The organism is Streptomyces sp. NPDC058701, from assembly GCF_042715295.1.
Taxonomy (GTDB): Bacteria; Actinomycetota; Actinomycetes; order Streptomycetales; family Streptomycetaceae; genus Streptomyces.
This window is the reverse complement of the sequence record NZ_JBHXSY010000009.1, coordinates 229,822-250,531: the sequence shown is the minus strand read 5'-3', so window position 1 is coordinate 250,531 and position 20,710 is coordinate 229,822. Positions and strand designations below refer to the sequence as shown.

The window sequence follows — 20,710 nt, the reverse complement described above, 5'->3', positions numbered from 1 at the left end:
ATTCGTTCACCGGCATGGTGGGGAACGTGCACGCTATTGTCTGCTAATCCGCCACACCGGGGGGTGTGGCCTCTGGGGGGTAACAGATGACGGAGCAGGACATGTCCGACGTGGGTGCGCCGACGCGCAGACCGTATCGAGTCGGCTACGCGCCGGGTGCGTACGACCTCTTCCACATCGGGCATCTGAACATCCTTCGGCACGCCCGGAGCCAGTGCGACTACCTCGTGGCCGGAGTCGTCTCCGACGAGATGGCGGAACTGGCCAAGGGCCGCCGCCCGATGATCCCGCTCGTCGAGCGGCTCGAGATCGTCCGCAGCGTGAAGTACGTCGACGCGGCCTTCGTGGAGACCGTCCCGGAGAAGGTGGAGACCTGGAAGCAGGTCCGCTTCGACGTCATCTTCAAGGGCGACGACTGGCGGGGCACGCCCAAGGGCGAACGCCTGGAGAAGGACTTCGCCGTCCACGGCGTCGACGTCGTCTACTTCCCGTACACCGTCCACACGTCCAGCACCCAGCTGCGCCGGGCACTGGACGCGCTCGCCGAGCCCCTCGGGGGCCCGGCGAACGTCACCGCGGAACGGCGCTGAGCTCCCGGTACCACTTCGCCAGGAACGCGAGGAGGAACAGGGCGGCCACCACGCTCAGCCCGGCGTACGCCCAGCGGAACGGGCCCCCGCCGCCGAGCAGCAGGAAGACCAGGCAGAACACGCCGTAGTCCACGGGGAGCAGGGCCACCGCGCGCACCGTCGACGGTGCGGCGGCGGGACTGCCCGGGGCGGCCTTCGGCTTCAGCTTCTCGGTCAGCAGCCCGCCGAAGAAGGTGACGACGGCGGCGAACTGGAAACCCAGCGGCACCAGCAGCCAGGCGTCGGAGCCCGTGCCGTACTCCTCGGGGAAGCGGTAGAAGGCGATCAGCACGCAGGTGTGCAGCGCGGTGAGCTTGGCGCAGTCCACCACGTGGTCGAGCCACTCGCCCGAGGCGCTGCCGCCCCCGCGCAGCCGCGCCAGCTGCCCGTCGGCCGAGTCGAAGGCGAACCCGACGGCGAGCAGGGCCCACACGCCGATCCCCAGCCCCCACGAGGGCGCCGCCAGCGCGACCGCGGCCGCCCCGGCGAAGCTGAGGGCCGCACTGACCAGCGTCACCTGGTTCGGGGTGAGCCCGAGCGCGTGCGAACCGGCCGCCAGGTAGCGGCCCAGGGGCCGGTTGACGAACCGGGAGTACAGCGACACGCCCTTAGCCGACTTCTGTGCCCCGCGCAGCTCCCGCAGCGCGGTACCGACACTCGCCATGCGCACCCCTGACCTTCTCGATGGCACGCGTGTGCAGTGCACGCGTGTACGACGGCCACATCATCGCAGGAGGGACGGGGCTCCCGGTCCGGATGTCCCGATGCCCCGACGACGTCCCGCCGGGCGGGACCCGGGGAGCCCCCGCGCCCCGCCCGACGGCCCGGCCGCCGCCGCCCCTCAGGCCGTCACGCGCAACAGCAGCGCCGAGCGCGCCGGCACCGTCAGGGTCTCCCCGCCCCGGTGGGACGTGCCGGGGGCGGTCTCCTGCTCCTCGCACGAGGTGTCCAGGACGAGTTCGTACCGCTCCGCCCACGGCGTCCCCGGCAGCACCCACGGCGCCGGCCGGTCCCCGGCGTGCAGCAGCATCAGGAAACTGTCGTCCGTCACCTGCCGGCCCCGCTCGTCCCGGCCGGGGATGTCCCGCCCCGAGAGGTACATGCCCAGCGCGGCGGCCGGGGCGTACCAGTCCCGCTCCGTCATCTCCGCGCCCGCCGGCGTGAACCAGGCCAGGTCCCGCAGCCCGTCCGCGCCCTGCGGCCGCCCGGAGAAGAACGCCCGCCGGCGCAGTACCGGATGGGTGTGCCGCAGCGCGATCAGCCGCCGCGTCAGGGCCAGCAGCTGCTGCCACGACGGCTCGGCCAGCAGCGACCAGTCCACCCAGCCCGTCTCGTTGTCCTGGCAGTACGCGTTGTTGTTGCCGTCCTGGGTGCGCCCGAACTCGTCGCCCGCGACCAGCATCGGCACCCCGGTGGACAGCAGCAGGCTCGTCAGGAGGTTGCGCAGCTGCCGCCGGCGCAGCGCGCCGATCAGCGGGTCGTCGCTCTCGCCCTCGGCCCCGCAGTTCCACGACCGGTTGTCGTTGGTGCCGTCCCGGCCCTCCTCGCCGTTCGCCTCGTTGTGCTTGCGCTCGTACGTCACCAGGTCGCGCAGGGTGAAGCCGTCGTGCGCGGTCACGAAGTTCACCGAGGCGTACGGCCGCCTGCCGCCCCACGCGTACAGGTCGCTCGACCCCGACAGCCGGTACCCGAGGTCCCGCACGTCGGGCAGCGCGCCCCGCCAGAAGTCGCGCACGGCGTCCCGGTAGCGGTCGTTCCACTCCGTCCACAGCGGCGGGAACGCCCCCACCTGGTAGCCGCCCGACCCCACGTCCCAGGGCTCGGCGATCAGCTTCACCCGCCGCAGCACCGGGTCCTGGGCGATCACCGCGAGGAACGGGGACAGCATGTCCACGTCGTGCATGGAGCGGGCCAGCGCCGCCGCCAGGTCGAAGCGGAAGCCGTCCACCCCCATCTCCGTCACCCAGTAGCGCAGCGAGTCCGTGATCAGGCGCAGCACGTGCGGGCGTCCGGCGTGCAGGGTGTTGCCGCAGCCGGTGTAGTCGGAGTACCGCCGCTGGTCGGACTGCAGCCGGTAGTACCCCCGGTTGTCGATCCCGCGCAGCGAGAGCGTCGGGCCGAGCTCGCCCGCCTCCGCCGTGTGGTTGTAGACCACGTCGAGGATCACCTCGATCCCGGCCGCGTGCAGGGCCCGGACCATCCGCTTGAACTCCCCGACCTGCTGTCCGGCCGTCCCGCTCGACGAGTACCCGGCGTGCGGGGCGAAGTAGCCGACCGAGTTGTAGCCCCAGTAGTTGCGCAGGCCCCGGCGCAGCAGGTGGTCCTCGTGCGCGAACTGGTGCACCGGCAGCAGTTCCACCGCCGTCACGCCCAGCCCGGTGAGGTGCTCGATCGCCGCCGGGTGGGCCAGCCCCGCGTAGGTGCCGCGCAGCTCCTCGGGGATGCCCGGATGGCGCATGGTGAAGCCGCGCACGTGCAGTTCGTAGATCACCGAATCGGCCCACGGGGTCTTCGGCCGGACGTCGTCCGCCCAGTCGTCGTCGTCGTGGACGACCACCCCCTTGGGCACGAACGGCGCCGAGTCCCGGTCGTCCCGGACGGTGTCCGCGATGTACTGCTGCGGCCAGTCCCGGACGTGCCCGTACACCTCCGGCGGGAGGGTGAAGTCGCCGTCCACCGCCCGCGCGTACGGGTCCAGGAGCAGCTTCGCCGGATTGTGCCGGGCCCCCGTCCAGGGGTCCCACCGGCCGTGCACCCGGAACCCGTACCGCTGCCCGGGGCGCACGCCCGGCACGAATCCGTGCCAGATCTCGTGCGTGAGCTCGGCCAGCGGGCAGCGCGTCTCGGCGCCGCCCTCGTCGAACAGGCAGACCTCCACCGCCTCCGCGCCCTGCGCCCACACGGCGAAGTTGGTGCCCGCCGTCCCGGCCGGGCCGTGGTGGAAACGGGCTCCCAGCGGATGCGAGGAACCGGGCCACACGGGTGGCGCGGGGCGCGCGGACGCCCGGGGCGGCCGGCCCCGGGCCTGCCCGTTCAGCTGCCCGTTCGACGGCCCGCCGGCCTGCCCGTTCGGCGGTCCCGCGGGCCGGCCGTCCGGTTGCCCGGCCGGCTGCCCCGCGCCGGGATGGCCGTCGGCGGGCGGTGCGGGCGCGGTCAGGCCGCTCCGTACCGTGTCCGTGACATCCCCGGCATTCCTGACGGCTTCCACCGCCTCTTGCTCGGCTGCGCTCGACACTGCCCGCCTCCACGGCTCCTGGGTACCGGCAGGGGAGGGTTTCAGGGTCCCGGCGTCCCGGCCCGGGCCCGCCCCCGTCTGGTCCTTCCCACTGTTCTGCCCGAACAGTTCTGCCCGGAACGTGGCCCGCGCTCACGTTTCCCCCGGAGGGGCCCTGTCGTTGGAGGGAACGTGACACTTCTGACGAGGCGGGCAGGGGCGGGCTTGGCCGCCGTGGCGGCATGGGCGGCGCTCCTGGGCGGCCTGACCGGATGCACCCAGGACGGCAGGTCGCCGGTCGAGATCGGGCTGCCCGGGAAACCCCGGCCGCCGGAGGAGGCCATCCGGGTCACCCCGGAGGACAACGCCAAGGGGGTCCGGGCGGACGGACGGCTGACGGTCACCGTGCCCGAGGGCCGGCTGGAGCGGGTCGTGGTCACCAAGGTCGAGGACGCCCAGCAGGAACGGGTGCCCGGCGCCATCGCGGCCGACGGGCTCAGCTGGAGCCCCGACCCGGCGGCCGGCCGGCTCGCGCTCGCGGCCAAGTACACGGTGGACGCCGTCGCCCTCGACGGGCACAACCGCCGCCAGGCCCGGCACACCACCTTCACCACCTACGTCCCGGAGGAGCGGTTCATCGGCTACTTCAAACCCGAGCACCGTTCCACCGTCGGCACCGGGATGATCGTCTCCTTCAACTTCAACCGTCCGATCGAGCGGCGCACGGAGGTCGAGCGGGCCATCACCGTCACCGCCAGCCCGGCCGTGGAGGTCGTCGGCCACTGGTTCGGCAACGAGCGCCTCGACTTCCGGCCCAAGGCGTACTGGAAGCCCGGCACCGAGGTCACGGTGAAGGTGAACCTCCGCGACGTCGAGGGCGCGCCCGGCTCGTACGGCATCCAGGACAAGACGATCACCTTCACCGTGGGCCGCTCCCAGATCTCCACCGTGGACGCGGCCGCCCACACGATGGAGGTCCGGCGCGAGGGACAGCTGCTGTCCAAGGTGCCGATCAGCGCCGGGGCGCCCAAGACCACCACGTACAACGGGAAGATGGTGGTGATGGAGATGTTCGACGTCACCCGGATGAACGGCCAGACCGTCGGCTTCGGCGGCGAGTACGACATCCCCGACGTCCCGCACGCCATGCGGCTCACCACCTCCGGGACCTTCCTGCACGGGAACTACTGGCTCAGCCCGGACACGTTCGGCAGCAGCAACATGAGCCACGGCTGCGTGGGCCTGCGCGACGACAAGGGCGGCGGCTCGGACACCCCGGCGGGCTGGTTCTTCGACCGGACGCTGGTCGGGGACGTGATCGAGGTCGTGAACTCGCAGGACAAGGTCGTGGCCGCCAACAACGGGCTGGGCGGCTGGAACATGTCCTGGGCGGACTGGGTGGCCGGCTCCGCCCTCGTCTGAGAGCGCCGGGCCCGCGCCCGAACCAGGGGCTCCGTACGGCCACCGGCACGGTGCCCCCGTACGGGTGATTCGTGTGATCACAATGCCGTAGCGGACGAGTGTCTCCCGGCTCCCCGCCGACCGCTCCCTCCAGCCTGTCAGGGCACATCAGCCCAGGTGGCAGGTAACGGACGGAGCGTCATGTCAGCTAGGAACTGGACCCTCGGGGTGGCCATCGGGGCCGTGCTCGCGGCCGGTGCGCCCACCGCCCTCGCGGCGGGCCCCGGCGCAGACCGGCCGGCGGCCGCCCCTCGGGCGCTGCTGCCGGGCGGGCTCGGGCCGTGCGTGCCGGCGCCCCCGGCTCCCTGCCCGAACCCGTTCCCGCCCATCGGCAGCACCGGCGTCCCCGTCGGCCGGGACAACGGCATCAACATCTTCGTCGGCGGCGACTTCCGGGTCCGCGAGCGCGCCTCGGAGGCCGAGGGCCGCCTCGTCGTCCTCGGCGCCTTCGACCAGGACAAGGCGACCGGCGCGGACAGCCGCTACAACGTCGGCATCGTGGGCGCCGGGTCCCTGGTGCCGCCGCCGGACGGAGCGGACTTCCTCACCACGGGCGGGAACATCACCGTCGCCGCGGGCGAGCGGCTGCTCGCCGACCGGGGCGTGGTCCGCCACGCCGGCACCGTCACGGGAACCGTGACCGGCACCCTCCGGCAGGACCCCGCCGCGGTCGCCCCGTACACCGCCCTGCGCGACCGGCTCAGCGCCGCCAGCGAGTGCTACGCCCGGGTCGACGGCCGGCCGCGCACGGCGACCGGCACCGCCGTCAACAACGGGTTCGCGACGGTCTTCCGCGGCGACGGCACCTCCGCGCTCCAGGTGTTCACCATCGACGCCGACCTCGTCGGCGGCCGGGGCAGCCAGCAGGGCATCACCTTCGAGCGGATCCCGGCGGGCGCGACGATCCTGGTCAACGTCCTCGGCACCGACCGCACCGTCAACACCTACAGCGGCGGCATCACCGACGACGACCCGCTCAACGCCTATCGCGAGCGGCTGCTGTGGAACTTCCCGGACGCCACGACGGTCAACCTGAACGGCACCGGCCAGTTCCAGGGCAGTTTCCTGATGGGCGAGCAGACGTCGCAGACCAACGTCCGGCTGCCCGGGATCAACGGCCGCTTCTTCACGACCGGCTCGGTCACGCACACCAGCGACCCCGGTGGCGGCGGCGGCCAGGAGTTCCACGCCTACCCCTTCACCGGTGACCTCCCCACGTGCGGGCGGCCGCCCGTGACCACGGGCCTGGTCTCCGTGCTCAAGCGCGACGAGACGGGCGCGCCGCTCGCGGGCGCCGCCTTCGAGCTGTGGAAGGAGTCCAACGGCACCGCGGGGCTGCAGACCACCGGTACGACGCCGGACACCGAGGTCACCGAGTGCACCACCCCGCGGAACGGAACCTGCGAGCAGCGCGTCGAACTCGGCACGTACTACTGGCGCGAGACGGCCGCCCCCGACGGCTACGCACTGCCCGCCGACCCGGTCCACCAGCTGACCCTGACCGAGCGCAACGCAGCGGCCGGAGTCCGGATCACGGCCGACAACCAGCGCGTCCCCGTGCCCGGCGCGGGCGTCGTGCTCCGCAAGACCGACCAGGAGACCGGACTCCCGCTGGCCGGCGCCCGCTTCGAGCTGTGGCGGGAGGAGAACGGCCGCGACGGCCTGCAGACGGCCGGTCCCGACGCGGACCTCCGGCTGGCCGACGGCACCTGCACCACCGATACCCGGGGCACCTGCACGGTCGAGCTCCCGATCGGCGAGACGTACTACTGGCGGGAGACGGCCGCCCCCGACGGCTACGACCGCCCGGTGAACCCGGTCACCGCCTTCACCCTGGACCAGGACGACGTGGCCGACGGCATCACCCTCACCGTCCCGAACCGCAGGACCCCGGTGCCGCCCGTGGACGAGGGCTCGATCCAGGTCCTGAAGAAGGACGCGAAGACCAAGCGGCCGCTGCGCGGCGCCGTCTTCGAGGTCTGGAAGGAGACCAACGGCATCCGGGGCCTCCAGACCCGGGGCATCAACGCGGACCGCCTGGCCAAGCCCGGCTGCGCCACCGACCGGACCGGCTCCTGCGCGTTCACCGGCCTGGAGCAGGGCTCGTACTACCTGCTGGAGACCGACGTGCCCGAGGGCTACGTCCTGCCGCGCGACCGGGTGACCGGACCGCTGGTGCTGGACGGGCGGACTCCGGACGGGCGGCTCGTGGTCACCGTCCGGAACAAGCGTGACGAGCACGGCAAGGGCAAGGACGGCAAGCACGGCAGGGGCGAGGGCCGCGAGCAGGGCTAGGCCTGGTCGTTCGGATCATGGCGCGCCCGGATGTCCGTCACCGCGCCTCGCGGCGTTCTCGTCGGTCGCCGACCCACCACGTCGGCTCCCTCCTCGGCCTCGCGACGCACGGCACCGGACACCCCGGGCTGATCCACCCTGACCGGGCCCAGGGCCCGCGCGACTGATCCGCGGCACCGTCCGGGTGCGCCGGAGGAGTGACCCCCTCACCCCGCCGGCGCACCCGCGGGGCGCTTCTCCTCCCCGTCGGGTTGGCTGGGCCCCGCGGCCCGGCCGGCGGGCCCGAGGAGGCCCGTATGACCGCAGGCGACCCGTCAGGCGCGATAGGCACGGCGGCCGCACCCCCGCGGCCGGCGCGGCCCGGCTCCGTCTCTCCGTCCGGCCCCGGCGCCGCCCCCGGTTCCCCCGGGGCGGCGCGGCCGCCCGCGGCGGACCGCGGGTTCCGCCGGGCCGCCGCCGCGCTGCTCGCCCTGGCGGCCTGCGCGGCCCTGGCACCCACGGCCGCGGCATCGGCCCGTACGGCGCCGGCCGCCGCGGCCCCGCAGGAACCCTGCACCGCCGGGACCGGGCCCTACCAGCGCGAGCTGGAGGCCCATCTGGGCCGCCCCGCCGACGGGGTGCAGTCCGCGGCCGACTGCGCGGCCGTCCGGGCGTTCCAGCAGGCCAACGGCGTCCGGCCGGCGAACGGTTACCCGGGACTGGCCACCTACCGCACGATGACGGCCGTCGCGGCCCGGACCGACCCCAACGCCGCCGGCGACTGCCCCGTCCGCGCGTACCGGGTGACCTGCGTCGACATGGAGCGCCAACTGCTCTGGGTCCAGCGGGGCGACCGGGTCGTCTTCGCCCCCGTGCCCATTCGCACCGGCCGCGACGAGCAGGAGACCCGGCCCGGCTGGCACGAGGTGTACTGGCGCAGCATCGACCACACGTCCTCGCTCTACGACGACGCCCCCATGCCCTACGCCCAGTTCTTCGACGGGGGCCAGGCCCTGCACGGCCGCCCCGGCGACCTGTACGCCCACGGCGGTTCGGCCGGCTGCGTCAACCTCTCCGTCCCCGACGCCGGACGCCTGTGGGACCTGCTCGCCGAGGGCGACGCGGTCTACGTCTGGGGCACCAAGCCCGGCACCGAGGACTGACCGCCGGGGCCCCGGCGCGGCCGGTCCGTACCAAGCCGGGTCCCTTCCGGCACTTGGGACGGAACGGTGACAAGACCGTGGCTTTTCGTGATTACCCCATGTGATTACCTGTCGACAAGCGCGCGACTGTCCGCGCGCGGGGGACATGGGGAGAACACGAGTGAACCTGCAGCCGATACGCGGCCGCGCCCGCACCGGCCTGCCGGCCCTTCTGCTGGGGGCGGCCCTGCTGTTCACCACCGCGTGCAGCGGCGGCGGTGCCGGCGCCGGCGGGAGCGGTGACGACAAGGGCGGTGGCGGAGCGAAGACGGGTACCGAGGCGTCCAAGGCCGTCGTGACCGTCAAGCCGGACGACGGGGCCAAGGAAGTCGCCACCAGCGGCGTCCTGAAGATAACCAGCGCGGGCGGCAAGCTCTCCGCGGTGACGGTCGCCGACACCAAGGGCAACGCGGTGGACGGCAAGATCGGCGCGGACGGCGCGAGCTGGGAGCCGAACCGCCACCTGGCCGCCGCGACCGAGTACAAGGTGCACGCCGTCGCCAAGGACGAGGCGGGCCGCGAGTCCGCCAAGGACACCACCTTCACCACGCTGACCCCCGCGAACACCTTCATCGGCCAGTACACGCCCGAGGACGGCTCGACCGTCGGCGTGGGCATGCCGGTGTCGATCAACTTCTCCCGCGGCATCACCAACCCCGAGGCCGTCGAGAAGGCGGTCACCGTCACGGCCGAGCCCGCGGTGCCGATCGAGGGCCACTGGTTCGGCAACGACCGCCTCGACTTCCGCCCCGAGAAGTACTGGGCCGCCGGCACCACGGTCACGGTGAAGCTCGCCCTCGACGGAGTCGAAGGCCGCCCGGGCGTCTACGGCAAGCAGACCCGTACGGTCACCTTCAAGGTCGGCCGCTCGCAGGTCTCCACGGTCGACGCGAGCGCGCACACCATGGAGGTCGTCCGCGACGGCCAGGTCCTCAAGAACGTCCCGATCACCGCGGGCGCCCCGTCGACCACCACGTACAACGGCCAGATGGTCATCAGCGAGAAGTACAAGGTGACCCGGATGAACGGCGCCACCGTCGGCTTCGGCGGCGAGTACGACATCTCCGACGTCCCCCACGCGATGCGGCTGTCCAACTCGGGCACCTTCGTGCACGGCAACTACTGGGCGTCGTCGGGCACCTTCGGCTCGGAGAACGTCAGCCACGGCTGCATCGGCCTCAAGGACGTCCGCGGCGCCGGCGACGGCAACCAGCCCGCCGCCTGGTTCTTCAACGAGTCGCTGATCGGCGACGTGGTCGTCGTGAAGAACTCCAAGGACAAGCAGATCGCCCCGGACAACGGCCTCAACGGCTGGAACATGGACTGGGCGGAGTGGATCAAGTAGGAGCCCGCGCGGCGCGCGCCGCGCGCTAGTCCCGGACGGCCCGGTGCTGTGACCCACAGCACCGGGCCGCTTCCCATTAACCGCCGCTAACCTGGCCCGTATGACCCTCTCTCTCGAAGTCTCCGAAGGCGTCGGCACCCTCCGCCTGGACCGGCCGCCCATGAACGCCCTGGACATCGCCACCCAGGACCGGCTGCGCGAGCTCGCGGCGGAGGCCACCGACCGCGCCGACGTCCGCGCGGTCATCCTCTACGGCGGCGAGAAGGTGTTCGCGGCGGGCGCGGACATCAAGGAGATGCAGACGATGGACCACGCGGCGATGGTCGCCCGGTCCCGCGGGCTGCAGGACGCCTTCACCGCGGTGGCCCGGATCCCCAAGCCGGTCGTCGCGGCCGTCACCGGCTACGCGCTGGGCGGGGGGTGCGAGCTCGCGCTCTGCGCCGACTACCGGATCGCCGCCGACAACGCCAAGCTCGGGCAGCCCGAGATCCTGCTCGGCCTGATCCCCGGCGCCGGCGGCACCCAGCGGCTGTCCCGGCTCGTCGGCCCGTCGAAGGCCAAGGACCTGATCTTCACCGGCCGGATGGTCAAGGCCGAGGAGGCGCTGTCCCTGGGCCTGGTCGACCGGGTCGTCCCCGCCGCCGAGGTGTACGCGCAGGCGCACGCCTGGGCCGCCAAGCTGGCACAGGGCCCGGCCCTCGCGCTGCGCGCGGCCAAGGAGTGTGTGGACGCGGGCCTGGAGGCCGACATCGACACCGGCCTGACCATCGAACGCACGTGGTTCGCGGGCCTGTTCGCCACCGAGGACCGCGAGCGCGGCATGCGCAGCTTCGTCGAAGAGGGCCCGGGGAAGGCGAAGTTCGTCTGAGGCGGACGGCGCGGTCCTCCTTGTGGGTGGATTAGCCAGGCCTTAAGACAGCCTTAAGGGGAATGGGAGATCCACTCGGTGTGATCACTCCTGTGTGCCGCGTCATCACAGGTCGGAATGGGTGCCGAAAGGCTCCGCTTGCCATATGCATATGACAGGACACCCCTCCGGAATCCACTATTCCGAGGGGTGTATTCCTGCGGAACGGCCCGTGGGGGGAGGTCGGCCGTCCATCATGGGTGCATGGCGGGCCTGGAGGGTGTGGAACAGCCGCGGCAGCGCGGCAGCGCTTCGGTCGTGCGGCTCACGGCGGCGCTTGAGGACGAACTCGGCCTCAAGGCGCTGGAGTTGCGCGGGAACCCGGCCGAGGCGGAAGTGACGCTGCCGTCCATGCCGGAATCCGCGGGGGAGGCCCGCCGGCTGACCCAGTGCGTGGTCGTCCGGATGTGGGGACTCTCGCCGCAGATCGCCGAGCACGCCGTCCTGCTGGTCTCGGAGCTCGTCGGGAACGCGGTCCGGCACACCGGGGCGCGCTCCTTCGGCTTACGCATGGTGCGGCGGCGCGGCTGGATCCGGGTGGAGGTGCGCGACCCCTCGCGCGGGCTGCCCTGTCTGATGCCGGTGCACGAGCTGGACACCACCGGCCGCGGGCTCTTCCTCGTCGACAAGCTCTCCGACCGCTGGGGGGCCGACCTGATGCCCCGCGGGAAGATCACCTGGTTCGAGATGCGGGTGGCCGACCGCTAGGGGTGTTCGCCCGGCGGCCGGGACATCCGTCCCGCTGCGCCGCTGCGCCGTTTCCCTGTGGGCCCGTGGGCCCGGACATGCCCGAAGCCCCCGGCTCGCCGTGGTGGGCGTGGGGGGCTTCATGGGTGCGCCGAGGATCGAAGGGGGTGTGATCCTCGGCGTCGGGACTTCGCTCGGGTCAACGGGAAGCCGTGATTCCGACTATGGCAGACGAGCGCGCAAACGCCAAAAGTCCCTACTCGGACATAAGTGTGCAAATAGTAAGACTTTCTAGCTAAATCCTAGGTGAGGTGAGCCACTCACCTCGCAATGTGTGAATAAATATCGACCGATGTGCGTGAATCGTTGATCGAATAGCGGACGCGGCTCTCCTGAAGCCCGGTTGGGTGAACGTCCTGAATTGGGTCAATCATTACCTTCCGGGTCATCGACCCCTTAAATGGGCAAGTGCTCTCACATCCAGGCCGCCGCGCGGCCCTGCGCGCGGCCGGTCTCGGGGCGGTCGGAGCCGCGGCGGCCGGACTCGCCACCGCCTGCGGATCGGACCGCCCCGCCGCCGCGCCCGCCGCTCCGACCCCGCCCCCGGGGCCGGCCCGGCCCGCCCGCCCGGCCGGCGCCGCCGCCGCCCCGCGCCGGTTCGCGGGCTCGCCCGTCGAGATCGGCCACGGCCCCCGGGACCGCCCCCGGGTCGCCCTCACGTTCCACGGCAACGGGGACCCGGCCACCGGCCGGGCGGTGCTGGCCGAGGCGGAACGCGCCGGTGCGCGGGTCACCGTGCTGGCGATCGGCAGCTGGCTCGACGCCCACCCGGACATGGCCCGCCGGATCCTGGACGGAGGCCACGAGCTCGGCAACCACACCCAGCGCCACCTGGCGATCAACGACATGGCCGAGGCGGAGGCGTACGCCGAGATCACCGGCTGCGCCCAGCGCCTCAAGCGGCTCACCGGGTCGATCGGCACCTGGTTCCGGCCCTCGCAGACCCAGTTCGCCACCCCGCTCGTCCGCGAGCTCGCCCAGCGGGCCGGCTACCCCCACGTCCTCTCGTACGACGTGGACTCCCTCGACTTCACCTCGCCCGGCGCCGCGGCCGTCATCCGCAACGTCACCGGGACGATCCACGGCGGATCGGTGGTGAGCCTGCACTTCGGCTACGCGGACACGGTCGCCGCGATGCCGCCCCTCCTCGAAGAACTCGCGCGCCGCACCCTGCGCGCGGTGACCACCACGGAGCTGCTGACCCCATGACCACCATCCGCCTTCCCCGGAAGGCCACCGTGCTGCTGGCCGGTCTGGTCCTCGCCGCCCTCGCAGGCTGCGGATCCGCCGAGAAGGGGCCCGCCGGGACCCTCGGCTCCAAGGGCCCCGCCAAACCCGCCCGGGCCGTTCCGGTCGCCCCGCCGGGCCTGCCCGGCATGCCGCCGGTCCTCGACCCCAACGACGTCTACGCGGCGGACCGCCCCAACAAGCTCTCCCCGGTGGTCAAGGACTTCCCGTCCCGGGTCTACGTGCCGAACACCAACTCCAACACGGTGTCCGTCATCGACCCGGCGACCTACCAGGTCATCGACACCATCCCGGTCGGCGTCCAGCCGCAGCACGTGGTGCCGTCCTGGGACATGAAGACCCTGTGGGTCAACAACAACCGGGGCCACACGCTCACCCCGATCAACCCCGCCACGGGCGAGGCCGGAGAGCCGGTCGAGGTGCACGACCCGTACAACCTCTACTTCACGCCGAACGGCAAGTACGCGATCGTCATGGCGTCACTCGACAAGGAACTGGTCTTTCGTGATCCGCACACGATGGACCGCGTGAAAACCGTCCCAGTGACCTGTTTCGGCGTCAATCACGCGGACTTCTCCGCGGACGGCCGCTACTTCATCGTGAGTTGTGAGTTCTCCGGCGAACTCCTCAAGGTCGACACGGAGAAGATGGAGGTCATCGCCCAGCAGAAACTGCCGTTCGAGGGCGCGATGCCACAGGACGTCAAGGTCTCCCCGGACGGCAAGACCTTCTACGTCGCGGACATGATGGCGCACGGCGTGTGGGTGCTCAGCGGCGACAAGTTCGAGACGCCGAAGCTGCTGCCGACCGGGAAGGGCTGCCACGGCCTGTACATCAGCCGCGACTCCAAGGAGATGTACATCCCCAACCGGGGCGAGGGGACCATCTCGGTCTTCGACTTCCCGCAGAACAAGCTGACCAAGAAGTGGGAGCTCCCCGACGGCGGCAGCCCCGACATGGGCGGCGTCTCCGCCGACGGCAAGGTGCTGTGGCTGTCGGGCCGCTACGACTCCGAGGTCTACGCGATCGACACCGCGACCGGCAAGCAGCTCGCCCGCATCCCGGTGGGCGGCGGCCCGCACGGCCTCGCCGTCTACCCGCAGCCCGGCCGCTACTCCCTCGGCCACACCGGCATCTTCCGGTAGGGGTCCCTTCCGGATCGTGCCGGACGCGGCGGTGTCCCGGGAGCTCGCACAGCTCCCGGGACACCGCCGCGCACCCGTCCGCCGACGGGCGTCGTCGCGCTACCAGGCGACCGGGAGCCGCTCGGGCAGCCGCTTGATGAAGCCCGTGCGCCAGACCAGGTTCTCCGCCGGCACCGCGAGGCGCAGCCCGGGCAGCCGCTCGACCAGCACCTCCAGCGCGATCTCGGCGTGCGCCCGGCCCAGCGCGGAAGCCGGACAGAAGTGCCGGCCGGCGCCGAACGCGAGGTTCGGGTTCGGGCCCTCGCGCTCCAGGTCCAGCACGTCCGGGTCCTCGAAGGCCTCCGGGTCGAAGTTGGCCCCCTCCAGCAGGACGAGCACCAGCTCACCCTCCTTCACCAGGACGTCGCCGACCTGGACGTCCGCCGTCGCGAGGCGGGGCAGGCCGTCACCGACCGACAGGTTCCAGCGCAGCAGTTCGTCCACGGCGCCGCCCAGCCGCTCGGGGTGCGCGCGCAGGTACCCGATCAGCTCGGGCCGCTGGAGCAGCGCGAGGACCGCGAGCACCAGGAAGGCGGAGGTGGAGACCGCGCCCGCCCCGAAGAGCGAGACGGCGACGGTCGCGAACATGTCGTCGGTCAGGTGCGCCGACTCCGGGTCCGCCTCCCTCAGGTCGGCGAACCTGCCGAGGAGCCCCGTACGCTCCTCGGAGGGCAGCGCGAGCTGGGCCTTCAGCTGCTCGACGAAGTAGCCGACGTCCTTGTACCAGTTGAGGGCCGAGTCGGCGAACGGTTCGCGAGCGGTCATGAACGCGACGTCCAGCCCCGACATCAGCCTGCGCCAGTCCTCGAAGGGGACCCCGAGCACCCTGGCGTGCAGCGCCGCCGAGAAGGGGTCGGCGAACCCCGCCCGGAGGTCCGCCGGGCCGCCCTCGGCGAGCAGCTGGTCGACGAGCTCGCCGGCCGTGGCGCGCAGCCAGTCCTGGAGCTCCTTCTGGCGCGGGTTGAGCGCCTTCATCACGGCGTTGCGCAGGCCCGCGCTGTTGATGTTGCCCATGTTGTTGACGACCTCGGGCGGGATCGTCAGCGCGTACTGGCGCGGGACACCGGCGTTGGCCGTGTCCTTGAGGCTGAAGCGCTCGTCCTCCAGCACCTGCTTGGCCAGCGCGTAGCTGCTCACCAGCCAGGCCCGGTCCCCGGTGAGCGTGCGGACCCTGGCGACCGGAGCCTTCTCGCGCAGCCAGGCGCACTCCTCGGGGAGCACGTCACCGCGCCGTGAGAGGGGGAAGTCGAGGAGCGGCTCGTGCTCCCGGCTCTCCCGGCCCTCAAGCTGCTCGACGCTCATCGACGTTCCTCTCGGTTGGTGCGGTGTGCTGTGCTGCGGTGTGCTGCGGCGGGACGGGCGGCGTCGTACCCGGGGCCGGGCCCGTCGCCGCCGCGGCCTCGGGGCGTACGACGGCGTACGCCTGGTTGCGGGTCGCGCGCAGGCCCCCGCCGCGGGCGAAGAGGACGTCCGTCAGCGGCATCCTGACGTGGTAGGCCGCCACCGAGGACGGCACGTCGAGAATGCTCGGGGTGTCCACGAAGAACGGCAGCTCGGCCGCCATGTAATCGAAACAGACCTGCAACTGTGCGTCTGTCATCGATTCACCTTCCGGCAACTTGGAGCCGACGAAGTGAAGGGCCATCTTCTCGCAGCCCTTGCGGAATTCGTCGTCGGTCTCCAGGAAATGCAGGACGCGTCGGTGCAGAAGTTGGTACACGGGGTTGGACTGGAACTCTGAAAGTGCCCTCACGCGAATTTCGGCTTGCGGAGGCCTTGACTCCTCCACGCCTTTGAGTATCCTTCGCCGGACCGCCTTGATTTCCTTCGCGGCACGCTTCTCCGCGTGTTCCCGGGTGTAGCCGAAAGCGGCGAACATCCGGTCCACGTGCAGGTCTGCGTAGACGAAGTCGACCTGCGCGAAGCGGGTCGTGGCCCACTGGGCGAGACTCGTGATGCGCTCGGAGCTGAAGTAGCTGTTTCCCGGACTCACTCCGATGAGCACATGGTCGCCGTCTTCCCAGATATGGCGGCAGGTGCGGGTGAAGGGCAGAACTTCGAATGATGCGTCAGCTGTGATCGTCACCTGTGTGATCGCCCTTGTTGCCGCTTGTCCCTGGGAGCCCTGCGCTCCCGGTGTGGCGGCAATGCCCGTACGTTATGCCGCGATGCCGGAGCGTGACAAGTGCGGGCCGGATTTCTTGGCTGGAATTCTCACTTCCGTATTACGGAAGAGTAATTTGGATATCTTTCTGCCGATCGAACGGGCCCCCCGGCGAAGACGACTCCGGGAGGCGGCTACCCTGAGCCGGTCAACAAGCACGACGAAGGGGTGGACCCAGTGGCCGACATCGAGAGCGCACGGGCGACGTTCGACAAGTTCGACGTGAACGGTGACGGATTCGTCACGGCCGACGAGTACAGCGCTGCCATGAAGGCGATGGGCGACGCCTACGTCACCGGCGCGGTCGCCGACGCCGTGCTCGCCGCCAAGGACGCGAACCGCGACGGCCTGATGAGCTTCGACGAGTTCTGGGCCTCCCTGAACAAGTAGCCCGCCGCGCGCCCCGGCCCCGCCTGCCGGGGCCGGGGCGACGTCAGTTCCCGTGCCGCCGGCCCCGGGCGTCGCCGGTCTCCGGGACCGGGGGGTCCTCCATGTCCCCGACCTCGGCCAGGGCCTCCTCCAGCCAGGTCAGCCAGAACGTCTCCAGGGCGATCCCCCCGTGCAGGACGAGCCGGCGCAGCCGGTCCTCCACCGCGTCGCGCCCCGGCGGGAAGTCCCTCTCCTCGATGGCCCCGTACTGCTCCAACTGCCGCCGGTGCAGCTCCAGGTGGCGCCGCAGCTCGGGCCCGAGCCCGTGCGGCCCGACGACCCCCGCCGCGCGGATCCGCAGCAGCAGGGGGTCGCGCATCGGCTTCGGGTCCTGGCTCTCGCGGACCCACCGCGCCAGCTCCGCGCCGCCGGCGGGCAGGACCTCGTACTCCTTCTTCTGCCCCCGTACGGGCACCTCGCTGGGCAGCTCCCGGATCAGCCCGGACTCCTCCAGGCGGCCCAGCTCGCGGTAGATCTGCTGGTGCGTCGCCGACCAGAAGTACCCGATCGACCTGTCGAAGCGCCGGGTCAGCTCCAGCCCGGACGAGGGCTTCTCGAGCAGGGCGGTGAGGATGGCGTGCGGCAGGGACATGGCGCCATCCTAGGTTTCACCACCGCGCCCGCACGCCCGCCCCTTGGGGACCCGGCAGGATCCCCGGGAGACCGCCTACGGGCGGCCCGCCGCCGGCCAGCCGGCCAGCGCCTCCGGCACCCGCGGGCCGGGGGAGTCCGCGCCGAGCAGGCCGTGCGCCCGCAGGAACGCCGTCACCGCCGGCGACCAGGCCTGGCGCAGGCCCGTCGACGCCAGCAGCTCCGGATCCGAGAGGAGTACCGCGGCCGGACCCGTACGGATGCCCGCCGGGGTCAGGACCGCCGCGTCGTCGGCCCAGCGGACCGCCAGCTCCACGTCGTGCGTGGCCATCACCACCGTGGTGCCCGCCGCCCGCAGCCCCGCCAGCACGTCCAGCAGCCGCTCCTGTCCGTCCGGGTCCAGTCCGGCCGTCGGTTCGTCCAGGATCAGGACGCGCGGCGCCATCGCCACCGCCCCCGCGATCGCCGCCCGTTTGCGCTGCCCGTAGGAGAGCAGGTGCGTCGGGCGGTCCCGCAGCGCCGTGATGTCCAGGGCCGCGAGCGCCGCGTCGACCCGGGCGCGGACCTCGGGCTCCGGCAGACCGAGGTTCATCGGACCGAACGACACGTCCTGCTCGACGGAGGCCGCGAACAGCTGGTCGTCCGGGTCCTGCACCACCAGCTGGACCGAGGTCCGCAGCCGGGTCAGCCCGGCGCGGCCGTACGCCACCTCCACGCCGTCCAGCAGCAGCGCGCCCGAGCCCGGCCGCAGGCCCCCGCTCAGCAGGCGCATCAGCGTGGTCTTGCCGCTGCCGTTGCGCCCCAGCAGCACCAGGGCGCGGCCCTCGGGGATCGCGAAGTCCACGCCGGACAGCACCTCGGGGCCGTCCTCGTACGCGTAGCCCGCGCCGGCCAGTTCCACCAGCGGCTTCACAGGTACAGCTCCTTCAGTACGAGGGTCACGGCGACCAGGGAGGCGAGCAGGGCGGCCGTCCCGGCCAGGAACCGCCGGGACAGCGCCGTCTCGGGCACCAGCACCCGCAGCGCGCCGTCGTAGCCGCGCCCGGCCAGGCCCGACTGGAGCCGCGCCGCGCGGTCGAAGGCCCGGACGAACGAGGTCGCGGCGAGCCCGGCCACCGAACGCCACGCCGCGGCCCGCCCGGTGGTGCCGAGGCGGGCCGCCTGGGCCTGGCGGACGCGGGCCAGGGAGTCGAGGAGCAGGAAGCCGATCCGGTACATCACCAGCGCCACGTCCACGACCGGGGCCGGCACCCCGGCCCGGACCAGGCGCGGCAGCACGTCCGAGACCGGGGTGGTGAAGGCGAACAGCAGCACCCCGAGGGAGGCCGCCGAGGTCCGCAGCAGCAACTCGCCCGCGTGCCGGGGGCCGTCGGGGGCCATCGCGACGAACCCCGCCGGGCCCCCCACGGAGAACAGCAGCGGCAGCGCCCCCGTGAAGCAGAAGCCCAGCGGGATGCGGAACGCCCGCCACAGCTGCCGCCCCGCCACCCCGGCGGGACCCAGCAGCAGGGCGAGGGTCGCCGCGGCGACCAGCGGGCCGCCGGGCCACGGCGGCAGGCACACCGCCGTGACCGTCAGCCCGACCCCCAGCACCGCCTTCTCCAGCGGATGGCGGCGGCGCCAGCGGCTGCTGTGCGCCGCCGCGTCGATCGGCAGCACCGCCTACGACTGCACGGAGGCGTCGGGCGCGGCGGCACCGGTGGCGGCCGCTGCGGCGGCGCCCTGGCGGCGCCCCTTGCGGACGCCGAAGTAGTACGCGAGCACGCCCGCGCCGAGCGCCGCCTGCAAGGCGAACAGCGCCGACTCGATCTCCCCGGACGGGGGCTCGTACAGCGGCGAGAACCACGGCTCGTAGTCCGGCTTCAGCTCGGTGATGGCCGCCTCCGCCTGCGCGTCGGCGCCCGTGAACGGCTCCTCCTTGCCCTCGCCCAGCCCCAGCGCCAGGGGGAGCACGGCCAGCGCCGCGACCAAGAGCAGCAGCAGCGTGTTGATCTTCGCGTTCCGGCTCATCAGACCGTCGCCTCCTGCTTGGTCCTGCCGGAGGTGAGCTTCGCGACGCCGAGCCGGACCAGGTCCGACTTGCTGGACTGCATCAGCAGCCGGACGACGAGCACGGTCAGCAGGCCCTCGCTCACCGCGAGCGGGACCTGGGTCAGCGCGAAGATCTCACCGAACTTCACGAGCGAGCCGGTGAATCCGGTGGCCTGGTCGGGGAAGGCCAGCGCCAGCTGGACCGAGGTCACGCAGTAGGTGACCAGGTCGGCGAAGAAGGCGCCGAAGAACACGGCCGCCATCAGCGGGGCGCCGGTCCCGCGCAGCAGGCGGTACACGGCGTACCCGGCCCACGGTCCGGCGACGGCCATCGAGAAGACGTTCGCGCCGAGGGTGGTGAGCCCGCCGTGCGCCAGCAGCAGCGCCTGGAACAGCAGGGTGATCGTCCCCAGCACCGCCATGATCGGCGGCCGGAAGAGGATCGCTCCGAGCCCCGTTCCGGTGGGGTGGGAGCAGCTGCCCGTCACCGAGGGGATCTTCAGGGCGGACAGGACGAACGTGAACGCTCCGGCCGCACCGAGCAGCAGCGTGCTCTCCGGGTTGGCCTTGACCTCGCGGGTCAGGGCGCGGACCCCGTGTACGACAAAGGGAGCGGACGCGGCGCCCCAGGCGACCGCGTGCAAGGGGGGCAGAAACCCCTCGGCTATATGCATGAGTAAGGAGACCTCTCCAGCACCTCGTGGATGGACGACGCGCCCCGGCCGGTCTCCTGGCTCACGGGTGCTGATGCCCGGGCTCCGCCTTCCCGGGGCCGAGCGGTCTCCCGCGCGGTCCCAGTGGCTTCCCGCAGGAGTGGAGCCGGACTTCCCGATCACAGTGGCGAGGGCCGCACCGGTTTCCCACCGGTTTCCCGAACACCAAGGCCCGCTGACCCTAGTCGGCCGCGCGGACCGGTCACAACCCGGCCTTCACGGGTGCGGTCCGGTGGCGCTCCGGCCGGTGCCCGGACAGGGTGGGCGAGGCGGCACCCGGCCCCTCCTGCCTGGATCCGGGCTCCGGCGGCCCCGAAAACGACTTCACCAACCGGAACACCACCTTCATGTCCTGGAACCCGATGCGCCCGGCCGCCCTGCTCCAGCGGGCGGGCGGGATGCCGGCCCACGGGAACCAGCCTCCCGGTGGGACGCGGGCTGCCGGGTCGACTTCCCCGACCCCGAGCCCGCCGAGGAACGCGGCGGGGGGGGGGGGGCGGGGGCCGCCGCCCCCCCCCCCCCCCCCCCCCCCGCACCCCCCACCCGGCGTCGGAAATCAAAAAAAACAACA

General features: G+C 72.3%; 19 protein-coding genes, 1 pseudogene and 1 riboswitch. Of the genes and pseudogenes, 11 read left to right on the top strand and 9 right to left on the bottom strand.

The window, feature by feature from the left end; genetic code table 11:
* Positions 1-86: 86 nt before the first annotated feature.
* Positions 87-590, top strand: coding sequence for an adenylyltransferase/cytidyltransferase family protein (locus tag ACFWW8_RS13200; RefSeq protein ID WP_386527532.1), 504 nt, complete (start codon positions 87-89; stop codon positions 588-590).
* On the opposite strand, the gene ACFWW8_RS13195 is transcribed toward ACFWW8_RS13200, so the two are convergent.
* Entirely contained in the window at positions 571-1,293 is a 723-nt protein-coding gene (locus ACFWW8_RS13195) for a CDP-alcohol phosphatidyltransferase family protein (protein WP_386527530.1), read from the bottom strand. The two genes, ACFWW8_RS13200 and ACFWW8_RS13195, sit on opposite strands and share 20 nt — an antisense overlap.
* Positions 1,294-1,470: 177 nt before the next feature.
* Positions 1,471-3,666 (bottom strand): glycogen debranching protein GlgX, encoded by a 2,196-nt coding sequence (gene glgX / locus ACFWW8_RS13190; protein WP_386527588.1) that lies wholly within the window; start codon positions 3,664-3,666, stop codon positions 1,471-1,473.
* Between the two features lie 378 nt (positions 3,667-4,044).
* Between glgX and ACFWW8_RS13185 the strand changes: the two genes are divergently transcribed.
* From ACFWW8_RS13185 to ACFWW8_RS13150, 8 genes are all read left to right on the top strand, one after another.
* Positions 4,045-5,265, top strand: coding sequence for an Ig-like domain-containing protein (locus ACFWW8_RS13185; RefSeq protein ID WP_386527586.1), 1,221 nt, complete (start codon positions 4,045-4,047; stop codon positions 5,263-5,265).
* 180 nt (positions 5,266-5,445) lie between these two features.
* Complete coding sequence (locus tag ACFWW8_RS13180; protein WP_386527527.1) at positions 5,446-7,599, top strand: choice-of-anchor A family protein; 2,154 nt, start codon at positions 5,446-5,448, stop codon at positions 7,597-7,599.
* Positions 7,600-7,895: 296 nt separating this feature from the next.
* On the top strand, positions 7,896-8,741 hold the full coding sequence (locus tag ACFWW8_RS13175) for a L,D-transpeptidase family protein (RefSeq protein WP_386527524.1): 846 nt from the start codon (positions 7,896-7,898) through the stop codon (positions 8,739-8,741).
* A gap of 145 nt (positions 8,742-8,886) precedes the next feature.
* Entirely contained in the window at positions 8,887-10,125 is a 1,239-nt protein-coding gene (locus ACFWW8_RS13170) for an Ig-like domain-containing protein (protein WP_386527521.1), read from the top strand.
* 100 nt (positions 10,126-10,225) lie between these two features.
* A complete protein-coding gene (locus ACFWW8_RS13165; protein ID WP_386527518.1) occupies positions 10,226-10,993 on the top strand; it encodes an enoyl-CoA hydratase/isomerase family protein in 768 nt (255 codons plus the stop codon).
* Positions 10,994-11,236: 243 nt separating this feature from the next.
* Entirely contained in the window at positions 11,237-11,740 is a 504-nt protein-coding gene (locus ACFWW8_RS13160; RefSeq protein ID WP_386527515.1) for an ATP-binding protein, read from the top strand.
* A 447-nt stretch (positions 11,741-12,187) separates the two neighbouring features.
* On the top strand, positions 12,188-12,988 hold the full coding sequence (locus ACFWW8_RS13155; protein ID WP_386527513.1) for a polysaccharide deacetylase family protein: 801 nt from the start codon (positions 12,188-12,190) through the stop codon (positions 12,986-12,988).
* The gene (locus ACFWW8_RS13150) at positions 12,985-14,172 is read left to right on the top strand and encodes a YncE family protein (protein ID WP_386527512.1); all 1,188 of its coding nucleotides are present in this window, start codon (positions 12,985-12,987) and stop codon (positions 14,170-14,172) included. The genes ACFWW8_RS13155 and ACFWW8_RS13150 overlap by 4 nt, the downstream gene beginning before the upstream one ends.
* A gap of 99 nt (positions 14,173-14,271) precedes the next feature.
* Here the strand turns inward: ACFWW8_RS13150 and ACFWW8_RS13145 are convergent, their stop codons facing one another.
* The gene (locus ACFWW8_RS13145) at positions 14,272-15,513 is read right to left on the bottom strand and encodes a cytochrome P450 (protein WP_386527509.1); all 1,242 of its coding nucleotides are present in this window, start codon (positions 15,511-15,513) and stop codon (positions 14,272-14,274) included.
* Positions 15,494-16,297, bottom strand: a complete 804-nt coding sequence (locus ACFWW8_RS13140; protein ID WP_386527506.1) for a tRNA-dependent cyclodipeptide synthase — start codon at positions 16,295-16,297, stop codon at positions 15,494-15,496. Before ACFWW8_RS13140 ends, ACFWW8_RS13145 begins: the two co-directional genes overlap by 20 nt.
* 255 nt (positions 16,298-16,552) lie before the next feature.
* Here ACFWW8_RS13140 and ACFWW8_RS13135 point away from each other — a divergent pair, with 255 nt between their 5' ends.
* Positions 16,553-16,765 carry an EF-hand domain-containing protein gene (locus ACFWW8_RS13135; RefSeq protein WP_386527503.1) on the top strand — a complete coding sequence of 71 codons (213 nt, stop codon included), beginning with the start codon at positions 16,553-16,555 and terminating at the stop codon, positions 16,763-16,765.
* A 43-nt stretch (positions 16,766-16,808) separates the two neighbouring features.
* On the opposite strand, the gene ACFWW8_RS13130 is transcribed toward ACFWW8_RS13135, so the two are convergent.
* The 5 genes from ACFWW8_RS13130 to ACFWW8_RS13110 form a co-directional block, all read right to left on the bottom strand.
* Positions 16,809-17,396, bottom strand: a complete 588-nt coding sequence (locus ACFWW8_RS13130; RefSeq protein ID WP_386527500.1) for a PadR family transcriptional regulator — start codon at positions 17,394-17,396, stop codon at positions 16,809-16,811.
* A 75-nt stretch (positions 17,397-17,471) separates the two neighbouring features.
* Positions 17,472-18,308 carry an ATP-binding cassette domain-containing protein gene (locus tag ACFWW8_RS13125; RefSeq protein ID WP_386527497.1) on the bottom strand — a complete coding sequence of 279 codons (837 nt, stop codon included), beginning with the start codon at positions 18,306-18,308 and terminating at the stop codon, positions 17,472-17,474.
* On the bottom strand, positions 18,305-19,054 hold the full coding sequence (gene cbiQ / locus ACFWW8_RS13120) for a cobalt ECF transporter T component CbiQ (protein WP_386527494.1): 750 nt from the start codon (positions 19,052-19,054) through the stop codon (positions 18,305-18,307). Before cbiQ ends, ACFWW8_RS13125 begins: the two co-directional genes overlap by 4 nt.
* Positions 19,055-19,057: 3 nt before the next feature.
* Complete coding sequence (locus tag ACFWW8_RS13115) at positions 19,058-19,405, bottom strand: energy-coupling factor ABC transporter substrate-binding protein (RefSeq protein WP_386527491.1); 348 nt, start codon at positions 19,403-19,405, stop codon at positions 19,058-19,060.
* Entirely contained in the window at positions 19,405-20,100 is a 696-nt protein-coding gene (locus ACFWW8_RS13110; protein ID WP_386527488.1) for an energy-coupling factor ABC transporter permease, read from the bottom strand. The genes ACFWW8_RS13115 and ACFWW8_RS13110 overlap by 1 nt, the downstream gene beginning before the upstream one ends.
* Before the next feature lie 28 nt (positions 20,101-20,128).
* Positions 20,129-20,324: riboswitch (cobalamin riboswitch) on the bottom strand.
* Between the two features lie 75 nt (positions 20,325-20,399).
* Here ACFWW8_RS13110 and ACFWW8_RS13105 point away from each other — a divergent pair.
* Positions 20,400-20,605, top strand: a pseudogene (locus tag ACFWW8_RS13105) (flavodoxin family protein); the annotation flags it as partial.
* Between the last annotated feature and the right edge of the window lie 105 nt (positions 20,606-20,710).